Origin of the sequence: Nostoc sp. DedQUE12b, assembly GCF_034530835.1 — a bacterium.
Classification (GTDB): domain Bacteria; phylum Cyanobacteriota; class Cyanobacteriia; order Cyanobacteriales; family Nostocaceae; genus Nostoc.
In genome coordinates, this window is the sequence record NZ_JAVRCI010000036.1 from 59601 (window position 1) to 69249 (window position 9649).

The following is a 9649-nucleotide window of genomic DNA, read 5'->3' on the forward strand; positions in this document are numbered from 1 at the left end:
TCTCAATAAAGATGTGGTATTTTGAATCAATGGTCAAAATTCCAGTCATTGATTTCACTAATTTTACTAAGAGCAACGCAATAACTCGACAAGCTGTCATCAAACAAATCTATGAAGCTTGTCATGAAATTGGCTTCATGTATTTGCAAAATTCTGCAATATCAAAAGAGCTAATCAAGGAAGTATTCAATCACAGCAAATCTTTTTTCAATTTACCTTTGGAAGTTAAGCAAAAGCAAGCTTGGAGTGATGAATTGAGTAATATGGGTTACGTTGGGATTGAGAGAGAACGTCTTGACCCCAATAAACCAGGCGACTTAAAAGAGGCGTTTAATGTCAACAAACAAGCCGTAGGGATAAATGCTTCTCTTGTTATCTTCTATGATAATTGTACAGAACTTGCTAATACGATATTACAAGCTTATGCGTTGGCGTTGGAATTGCCAGAAGATTTTTTTACTATAAGACATAATCAACAAAATCATACCTTGCGCTTACTCCACTATCCACCATTGCAGACACCACCAAAACCCGGACAGGTGCGTGCTGGTGAACATTCCGATTATGGCAGTATTACCTTACTTTTCCAAGATGACATTGGCGGGTTAGAAGTACAGACAGTATCTGGAGAGTGGATTGTTGCGCCTGCAATTCCTGATACTGTAATAGTCAATACTGGCGATTTAATGCAACGGTGGACAAATCATCGATTTTGCTCAACTAAGCACCGAGTGATGATTCCCAGTGATGATAGGGTAAATCAGTCTCGGTATTCTATGGCTTTTTTCTGTCATCCTAATGATGATACAGAAATTACTTGTTTGGAGAGTTGCCAAAAAGAACAATCGCCTATCTATGCCCCTATCCTTGCGGGAGAATATCTTTTAAGCCGTTTACAAGCAACTTATGGTAATTCGTAATTAAAAAAGACATTTAAGATGAAAACCTACGACTGGATTGTGGTTGGCGGCGGAATTACGGGTGCTGCACTCGCTCATGAACTTGCTAAAACTGGCTTTTCTGTACTTTTGTTGGAGCAACACAGCAGACCAGAGAATGCAACTCGCTATAGTTATGGTGGGCTTGCCTATTGGTCGGGTACTACACCACTAACTCGGCTATTGTGCGAAGAAGCGATCGCACGTTATCATATCTTATCTCAAGAGTTAGACGCTGATATTCAATTTCGAGAATTAGATTTATTACTGACTATTTCAGCCGATAACGACCCAGAAGCAACTGCTGCATTTTATAATGATTGTGCCATTCCACCCCGTTTACTCGATATTCAAGAAGCTTGTGAGTTGGAACCGCAGCTAAATCGAGAAACGATATCTGGGGCTTTAACTGTCAAACACGGTCATATTAACCCAGAAAAAACGGCACAAGCTTACATCCAAGCTTTTGAGCGGGCTGGGGGTGAAGTGCAGATTACCCAAGTTTTGCAAGTATTGCAAGATGGTGTCCAAACCACCAGTGCAACTTTTCACAGCGCTAACGTTGTCGTTTGTGCGGGTGGACTCAGCCGCCAGCTTCTCAAATCTGCTGGTGTTTCCATCAAGCTGTATTTTACCCACGAAGAAATCATTGAAACCCCAGCCGTTGATGTCAGGTTACGCACCTTAGTTATGCCGGCGAATCAGCAACGGTTTCAACTAGAAGCTGAATCTAGTCAAGTTGATGAATTATGGGATGAACTTGGTAATGATTTAGTACCAGCGATTTTAGATGTGGGTGCAATTCAGTTTCAAGATGGTAGTATCCGCATCGGTCAAATTAGCCGTGCGATCGCAGATCCTCATGCCAAGGTAAACTCAGATGTAAGCGAAAAATGGTTGCGAAAAGGTGTTGGTCAAATTTTACCAGCATTGGAGAATTTACCAGGGACTTGGTATCACTGCTTAGTGGCATTTAGTAGCAATCAACTTCCCTTAATTGGTGCTATTCCAGGATTGGAAGGCGTTCAGGTTTTCTCTGGATTTAGTAATCCCCTAGTACTTATACCACCTTTGGCAAAGCGCTTTGCTAATTTTGCAACTGGTCATGAAGATGAAATTATTACACAAATGCTAATCTAAAAGCCCGCAGGGAAAAACACAAATATTACTGATGCTGACACATTAAGCGCTGCACTGATTTTAATTCAATCTCAAACTTGGTTAATTGACAATAGTGCATCTTGTCTGTCTAAATAAATAATTAGAGTTCGCCTAATTTTCAGTAAAGGAATAGCAGCAATGTCTTCCATTGAGGACAACAAAATCATTGCTCAACGGTGGATTGAACTTATTAGCGAGCATAAAATCGAAGAAATTTGCGAGATAACCGCCCCGAATTGGAAAATGCACGGTGGTTTACCAGGACTTCCCCTTGGCCCTGAAGGGGTACGCAAACTCTTTGGTTCATTTGGCCCTATCCAGCAGAAATGGACAATTGAAGACGTAATCGCTGAAGGTGACAAAGTTGTTGTGCGTGCGACTAATACCTGCATCCAAGAGAGTTTTCTTGGCATACCAAGTCGCGGCCGTCAACAGACATTCACTGCTACATTCATTCATTATATTGCTGACGGCAAGATAATTGAAACCTGGCGAAACGCTGACGACCTTGGACGGGTTCTTCAACTTGGGGCACGGATTGAACCAGGAATATCTGAGTAATAGCAATAGTTGATTAAAACTATTGTTGTATTAACCAGCTATCTGTTCAGCACAGACCAGAATTTTGAAAAGAGATAAGTAAATAAACATAATTAAACATAAAATAAACTCCTAGTTTGTAGTGAGCGATTTATCGCTCAGAGCAAGGATTATCAAGACTAAAGTCCTTACTACAAACAATAAATTTATTTATGCCTAGATACTTAGCAGTTTTTAACTGTCTAGAATCAAAGATGTTCGCGGAAGAGAAAGGTTTTCTTCTTCCATAACGTATTGCATAGATATGAGAATCTTTATAAAGTTAATAAAGCTTAATCTTAAAAAGTTTGTTTTTTATTACAAAAACAAACTTTTTTGTATAATACGTCACTTTTTACTAGTAAACTATCGCACTAATATCACACTTTAAAGATTGATATTGTCAGCTTTCTATAAGTTGGCTGATTCATCAGCAGGAAAATTCATAAAAAGATGAGAAGACAATTTAACCGACGCAAGTTTATAATCTACGGTTCTTTAACTTTTGGAAGCAGCTTTTTTTTGAAAGCTTGCGCGAATAGTTCTCCAACTGCGACACAGAGTCCAGCCGTGACTCCCACTGCTTCACCAGCGGCGGCGACTACTGGTGACACGATCAAAGTAGGTATTTTGCACTCTCTGAGTGGTACGATGTCTATTAGTGAAAAAAGCGTTGTTGATGCTGAAAAGTTAGCAATCAAAGAAATTAACGCTGCTGGTGGTGTTTTAGGTAAGCAAATTGAAGCAATTACCGAAGATGGCGCTTCTAACTGGGATACTTTTAGAGAAAAGGCAACCAAGCTAATTGATCAAGATAAAGTCGCTGTAGTTTTTGGTTGTTGGACTTCTGCTAGCCGCAAGAACGTTAAGCCAGTATTCGAGAGCAAAAACCATATGCTCTGGTATCCTGTGCAATATGAAGGTCAAGAGTGTTCTAAAAATATTTTCTACACTGGCGCTGCACCCAATCAACAAATCGAACCATCTGTTGATTGGCTGTTAAAAAATAAGGGCAAAGAATTCTTCTTAGTTGGCTCTGACTACGTTTTTCCCCGGACAGCTAATACAATCATTAAAGCTCAACTAGAAGCTTTAGGCGGAAAAACAGTTGGTGAAGATTATTTACCTCTAGGCAATACAGAAGTTACACCAATTATCACTAAAATCAAGCAAAATTTGCCCAATGGTGGCGTGATTTACAACACCTTAAATGGTGATAGCAACGTTGCTTTCTTCAAACAATTAAAAGGGGCTGGATTGACACCAGATAAATATCCCTCCATGTCTGTAAGTATTGCCGAAGAAGAAGTCAAAGCAATTGGTGTAGAGTATCTCAAAGGTCATTATGCAGCTTGGAACTATTTCCAAACAGTAGACACACCTGCTAATAAGAAGTTTGTAGCAGCTTTCAAAAAAGAGTATGGTGAAAATCGGGTGACAAATGACCCAATGGAAGCAGCATACGTTGCAGTTTATTTGTGGAAACAAGCAGTCCAAAAAGCTGGTACTACAGATATAGCTAAGGTAAGTGCTGCGGCTTATGGCCAAACTCTAGATGCACCTGAAGGTAAAGTGACAATGGATGCCAATCATCACATATCCAAAATCGTGCGGATTGGTCAAGTTAGACAAGATGGTTTATTTGATATTGTCTATGCTACTCCAACAGCGGTTGAGCCAGTTCCTTGGAATCAATTTGTGAAAGAAACTAAGGGATTTGCTTGTGATTGGAGTGACCCTGCTAAGGGTGGTAAGTTCAAGAAAACCTAAATAATTCGTAATTCGTAATTTGTAATATTCTCGTTTCCAGGTTCTACCTGGAAATGCTGCTCGTTGGGCTGCTGCCGTGAGTCAGGAGGCGGAGCCTCCTAATAGGCATTCCCAGTCTGAGACTGGGAACGAGGTACACGAGATACTAACTACTCGCTGATAGCTGTTGTGGAGAAATAAGTGTTAGCAGGATTTTTAGAAGCTGTATTTAATGGTATTAGTATTGGCGCGGTATTATTAATTGCTGCTTTGGGGCTGGCGATTATATTTGGATTGATGGGCGTCATCAATATGGCGCATGGTGAATTGATGATGTTCGGCGCTTATACAACATTTGTTGTGCAAAATGTTTGCAAACAATTGGGTGGGGTGTGGTTTGAAGTTTATATATTTTTGGCTTTGATTATTGCTTTTATCTTCACGGCTGCTGTGGGATTAATTCTAGAAAAAGGTGTGATTCGTTATCTCTATGGACGCCCATTAGAAACTTTACTAGCAACTTGGGGAGTAAGTTTAATTTTTCAGCAGTTTGTTCGCAGTGTGAATTGGGTATTGATAATTGGTATCGGCTTATTTTCTCTGCTGTTTTTTGGAGGTTTATGGATTTTAAATTCTCGCACTGATTTGGGAAGGGTTCGTAACTGGATTGTGGCGGTGATATTTTTATTATCCCTGGGGGTAACAATCACAACAGGCAAATTATTGAGTCAAACTTATCAGTTAGCAGTGACTCAACCTTGGTTTGGCGCTCAAAATGTGGATGTAACAGCACCGACTTGGTTACAAGCAGGGATATCTTTAGGTGGTGTGCAATTGCCCTTTGCCAGATTATTTATTATTGCTTTAACAATAATCTGTGTGGCAGGAATTTACTTATTTTTACAACGTTCTAGCTGGGGTTTAAGAATTCGGGCGGTGACACAAAACCGGAGTATGAGTGCTTGTTTGGGTATCCCAACTCAAAAGGTGGACGCAATTACTTTTGCACTGGGTTCTGGTTTAGCTGGTGTCGCTGGATGTGCAATTAGTTTACTCGGTTCTGTGGGGCCAAATACCGGACAAAACTATATTATTGATACTTTTATGGTGGTTGTCGTTGGAGGTGTGGGCAATTTAGCCGGGACGATTGTGGCTGCTTTGGGTATTGGTACGGCTAATTTTTTAATTGGTTCTGGTACTTTGGCTTTATTGTTGAGTTCTGTTAAACCTTTGGCTGATTTGTTTACTTTTTTTGCGACGACGAGTATGGCTAAGGTGATGGTGTTTGCGCTGATTATTGTGTTTTTGCAGTGGAAGCCTGGAGGGATTTTTCCGCAGAAGGGACGTACTGTTGATGTTTAAGCCGCAGAGATGCAGAGGACGCAGAGAATGAGAAAGAAGGGGGGATTATTAATTGAAGTTGGGGTGGCGATCGCGATCGCACTCTTCCTCATCATCATTATGCCACTGCTACTGTCGGAGTTTCGCCTAAATTTGTTGGGGCGATTTTTATCACTGGCGATCGCAGCTTTGGGTATCGATTTGATTTGGGGGTATACTGGTTTACTAAGTTTGGGACATGGTATTTTCTTTGGTTTGGGTGGATATGCGATCGCAATGTACCTGAAGCTGCAAGTCCCTACTGGAGAATTGCCTGATTTCATGGGGCTTTATGGAGTTACGGAACTTCCCGCGTTTTGGCAACCTTTTTATTCTTTTCCTTTGACAATAGCTTTGGTGGTATTAATTCCGGGGTTGTTGGCGGGATTGTTAGGATATTTGGTTTTCCGAAATCGCCTTAAGGGAGTTTATTTTTCCATCTTGACTCAAGCCGGAACGATTGTATTTTTCAACTTCTTTAATGGTCAACAACAATTTTTCAACGGCACGAATGGACTGATAGATTTTACAACTTTGTTTGGGGCAACGGTCAGCGATGCCAAAACGCAGTTTGTTTTCTACACGCTGACGGTAGTGTTTCTCGCAATCACCTACGGGATTTGTCGTTGGTTGACAACTGGACGCTTTGGGAGGTTGCTGATAGCGATTCGTGATGATGAAAGTCGGGTAAGATTTTCTGGCTACGACCCTACAGATTTTAAGGTGTTGGTGTTTGCAGTTTCCGGTGCGATCGCAGGTATAGCAGGAGCATTTTACACCATTCAAAGTGGTTCTGTCTCACCTAGAGCAATGGATATTGCCTTTTCGATTGAAATGGTGATTTGGGTAGCAGTAGGCGGACGCGCTACTTTAATTGGCGCGATTGTCGGAACTTTGTTAGTCAATTATGCCCGTACTTTTTTAAGCGAACAATTTGCCGAAATCTGGCTATTTTTCCAAGGCGCACTATTTTTGATAGTCGTCACAGTCCTTCCTGACGGCATCGTGGGATGGTTGCGTAGTCAGAATATTTCTCTTTTCAACCGCCGTCAAGAAATTGCTACATATCCCACCTTGGAAGAAGACCCGGAAGTGCAACATGAACGCGAAAATATTGGAAACTGAAAACGTAACTGTTAGCTTTGACGGTTTTAAGGCTTTAAACCAGCTTAACTTTAGTATGGATGTGGGTGAATTACGAGTAGTAATTGGCCCGAATGGTGCGGGAAAGACAACCTTTTTGGATGTAATTACGGGTAAAGTTCAGCCAACAGTGGGGCGAGTTTTATTCAAAGGAAGAAATCTGCGTTCTTTACCTGAATATAAAATTGCCCGATTGGGAATTGGGCGCAAGTTTCAAACACCCCGCATTTACCTTAACTTAACGCCCCGTGAAAATTTAGAAATTACCAGTAATAAGAAGAAGAATGTCTTTTCTACTTTGCTGGAACGTTCTCATGCTGTTGAAAAGAATAATATTAAAGGATTATTAGAAACCATCGGGTTAACGCCGAAAGCTGATATCAGAGCAGCTTTGCTATCTCACGGAGAAAAGCAACGTTTAGAAATTGGGATGTTAGTAGCACAGTCTCCAGATTTATTACTTGTTGATGAACCCGTTGCTGGTTTAACAGATGAAGAAACATACAATATTGGCGAACTGCTTTTAGCACTAGCGCAGAGTCATTCAATTTTAGTAATTGAACATGATATGGAATTTGTGCGTCAAATTGCCAAGAAAGTGACAGTATTACATGAAGGTTCTGTGCTGTGCGAAGGTAATTTTGAAGAAGTGCAAAATGACTCCCGTGTAATTGAAGTATATTTGGGAAAACAGGAAGACTAAATTTTTAGCTCTACAAGGCTTAGATATACTATAGTCACAAGCTTAGTGGATGAGGAAATATGAGATTTAATGTAACGGTCGATCGTGATGAAGATGGTGCATGGATAGTAGAATGCCCCAGCATTCCGGGTTGTGTCAGTCAAGGTCAGACTAAGGAAGAAGCACTAGAAAATATCAAAGATGCGATAGCTGCCTGCCTACAAGTTCGTGCCGAGCGCGGTTTGCCACTTACCATAGAGACTCACCAAGTAGAGGTTGTGGCTTAGTTATGGCGTCTACTCTTCCTATTCTTAGTGGACGTGAAGTTGTTCGTGTATTTGAGTTATTTGGTTGGGAAGTTGCACGTCAAAGTGGAAGCCATATCATCCTGGTTAAGGAAGGAGAATTAGCCACATTGTCTGTTCCTGAGCATCGTGAAGTAGCAAAAGGAACGTTGCGAACTTTGATTCGCACTGCTGGGCTTACAGTTAACGAGTTTGTTTCTGCAATTTGATGCGGAGTGCATCCCAGTTTTTATTTTTCAATAAGATTCTATTTCCCTAGAAATTATGGCCGGTTTGCGCTGTTAAACACCTGCTCTACTGTTAGCGCCCAATCAGCAATTACTACTGATTCCATGCAAGTCGCACCTGTAAATACCTTATCCTCATACTGTCCCTCTACCCACTGGCAAATCGTAATTTGTTGTATCTGTGGGTCAACAATCCAATACTCTAATATTTGCCTAGCAGCATACTCTGTCCGCTTATAGCGATAATCACGAACACTGTTTGCTGTTCCTGGAGAAACAATTTCAATCACCAGTGTCGGTGGCGGCATATCACGGGTGAGGGTAGCACGAGTAGCACCGATAAGGGCAGCATAAGATTCTTCTGTGTGAACCATTAAGTCAGGTAAACGACATCTCGCCCGTCGCCCCGCCACCTCAATTTCTGTATCTTTGTGAGCAACTAAATAAAAGGGGAAATGTTTTAGTAGCTCAACAAATAGAAATCTTGCCAGATTGCTATTTTCCTGACTTTCTGGTGGCATCTCGACTAATTCTCCATCCACCAACTCATAGCGCGTGTCTGTACCATCGTCATAGGTAAGATATTCTTCAAAGGTCAGCAGTTTTTGAGTTTTCGTCCTTTGGGTCATTTGCTTTGCTTTCTTACCATACATAGACTACCACTAAATGATAGTGTGGTGAAGAAGTACATCATAATGACTGGAAAAAGAAACTCCACATTTTTTCCATTCTTGCGCTTATCAGTTGATGCACAGCTTGGATATTGCCTAGCGATATCTACAAGGGGCGGTGACGGTGGTTTGCGTAACGTGTCGCAGACAAGACTTGCTAATGCGGCGGTGTATACACAAATCAAATTACCTCATTTTCTATGCGGTTTTATCATTCTTATCTGATGCTTGTTCTGCAATATTTTTTAAGCGGCTCGCTCTCATTTTGCGGAGGCGATCGCTATTACGAACACCACCCGCCATTTCATATTCAGCGCTGTCTTTACCGTACTTGATAGCAACCACCATTAACATTTTCTCAGAAAACTGCTTCAAGTTTTTTTCCATCTCTTCAACTTCTGTTAAAGTAGAGTCAACTATAGCCAGAGCGCTATTATGAACATCAATTTTATTACGTAACTGTTCGATTGAATCAATCAGTTTTTCTAAAGTATAATCTTGTTCAAATTTAATGCTTGGAATAATCGATTTCATTCCAGATGCTCTTAATTCAGCTTTTTCTAAAACGCGGGATGTACGTTTTTGACGAGACATAAATTTGCTCTTTTAAGATACTTCTAGAGCTAGTTTGCCTTAATTAAACCCGATTCTGGTTCAGCATAAATCGCAAATTGCGATCGCAAAATTTTTAGCTTATACCAGTAATATCTCGGTATATAATTACTCATGTACGAGGGTAAGAGGTAAAAAACACGAGAGTAGTCGCTACAGACTTGGGAGTAGTCGCTACAGACTTGGGAGTAGTCGCTACAGA

At 40.9% G+C, this 9649-nt stretch carries 12 protein-coding genes; 9 read left to right on the plus strand and 3 right to left on the minus strand.

Features of this window, described 5'->3' with window-relative positions:
• Positions 1-29 precede the first annotated feature (29 nt).
• The 9 genes from RMY16_RS18420 to RMY16_RS18460 all read left to right on the plus strand — a co-directional run bounded on the left by RMY16_RS18420 (position 30) and on the right by RMY16_RS18460 (position 8146).
• Positions 30-920: an isopenicillin N synthase family dioxygenase gene (locus tag RMY16_RS18420; protein WP_322737626.1), complete on the plus strand. Its 891-nt coding sequence runs from the start codon at positions 30-32 to the stop codon at positions 918-920.
• Between the two features lie 18 nt (positions 921-938).
• Complete coding sequence (locus tag RMY16_RS18425) at positions 939-2078, plus strand: FAD-binding oxidoreductase (protein ID WP_322737627.1); 1140 nt, start codon at positions 939-941, stop codon at positions 2076-2078.
• Between the two features lie 159 nt (positions 2079-2237).
• Positions 2238-2660 (plus strand): ester cyclase, encoded by a 423-nt coding sequence (locus RMY16_RS18430; protein WP_322737628.1) that lies wholly within the window; start codon positions 2238-2240, stop codon positions 2658-2660.
• Between the two features lie 471 nt (positions 2661-3131).
• Entirely contained in the window at positions 3132-4448 is a 1317-nt protein-coding gene (gene urtA / locus RMY16_RS18435; protein WP_322737629.1) for an urea ABC transporter substrate-binding protein, read from the plus strand.
• Positions 4449-4628: 180 nt separating this feature from the next.
• Entirely contained in the window at positions 4629-5789 is a 1161-nt protein-coding gene (locus RMY16_RS18440) for an ABC transporter permease subunit (RefSeq protein ID WP_322737630.1), read from the plus strand.
• 27 nt (positions 5790-5816) lie between these two features.
• Entirely contained in the window at positions 5817-6932 is a 1116-nt protein-coding gene (gene urtC, locus RMY16_RS18445) for an urea ABC transporter permease subunit UrtC (RefSeq protein WP_322668942.1), read from the plus strand.
• Positions 6907-7653 carry an urea ABC transporter ATP-binding protein UrtD gene (gene urtD, locus RMY16_RS18450; RefSeq protein WP_322737631.1) on the plus strand — a complete coding sequence of 249 codons (747 nt, stop codon included), beginning with the start codon at positions 6907-6909 and terminating at the stop codon, positions 7651-7653. The genes urtC and urtD overlap by 26 nt, the downstream gene beginning before the upstream one ends.
• Positions 7654-7712: 59 nt before the next feature.
• Positions 7713-7919, plus strand: coding sequence for a type II toxin-antitoxin system HicB family antitoxin (locus tag RMY16_RS18455; protein ID WP_109007382.1), 207 nt, complete (start codon positions 7713-7715; stop codon positions 7917-7919).
• A 2-nt stretch (positions 7920-7921) separates the two neighbouring features.
• Positions 7922-8146 carry a type II toxin-antitoxin system HicA family toxin gene (locus tag RMY16_RS18460; protein WP_322737632.1) on the plus strand — a complete coding sequence of 75 codons (225 nt, stop codon included), beginning with the start codon at positions 7922-7924 and terminating at the stop codon, positions 8144-8146.
• 53 nt (positions 8147-8199) lie between these two features.
• On the opposite strand, the gene RMY16_RS18465 is transcribed toward RMY16_RS18460, so the two are convergent.
• From RMY16_RS18465 to RMY16_RS18475, 3 genes are all read right to left on the minus strand, one after another.
• Positions 8200-8793 (minus strand): Uma2 family endonuclease, encoded by a 594-nt coding sequence (locus RMY16_RS18465; RefSeq protein ID WP_322737633.1) that lies wholly within the window; start codon positions 8791-8793, stop codon positions 8200-8202.
• A 240-nt stretch (positions 8794-9033) separates the two neighbouring features.
• Positions 9034-9429 carry a hypothetical protein gene (locus tag RMY16_RS18470; protein WP_322737634.1) on the minus strand — a complete coding sequence of 132 codons (396 nt, stop codon included), beginning with the start codon at positions 9427-9429 and terminating at the stop codon, positions 9034-9036.
• A gap of 29 nt (positions 9430-9458) precedes the next feature.
• The coding region (locus tag RMY16_RS18475; protein ID WP_322737635.1) for a hypothetical protein at positions 9459-9649 on the minus strand (191 nt) is incomplete at its 5' end.